Source organism: Mesorhizobium sp. M1A.T.Ca.IN.004.03.1.1, from assembly GCF_003997555.1.
GTDB lineage: Bacteria > Pseudomonadota > Alphaproteobacteria > Rhizobiales > Rhizobiaceae > Mesorhizobium.
Window position 1 is genome coordinate 1 of sequence record NZ_RZTV01000381.1, and the last position, 268, is coordinate 268.

General features: G+C 64.2%; 1 pseudogene. It reads left to right on the forward strand.

What is annotated here, in order from left to right:
• Positions 1 to 24: 24 nt before the first annotated feature.
• Positions 25 to 268: pseudogene (locus EOD29_RS32065) on the forward strand (hypothetical protein); the annotation flags it as partial.

Below are 268 nucleotides of genomic sequence, written 5' to 3' on the forward strand. Positions count from 1 at the left end.
AGGCAAAATCCGGAGGATGAGACGATGAAGATTTTGGTTCTCGCACTTGGCGCTGTTCTCCTGCCGCTTGGCGCCGCAGCGGCCGAGACCGACGCGGGCCGATTCCAACTGGAGAAGAGCGGCGACCATTTCGTCCGGCTCGACCGCCAGACTGGCGCCATGTCGATCTGCCAGGACAAGAACGGCGCCCTCGTCTGCCGTATGGCGGCCGATGAGCGGGCGGCCTATGAGGACGAGCTCGACCGGCTTTCAGAGCGGGTGACCAAGC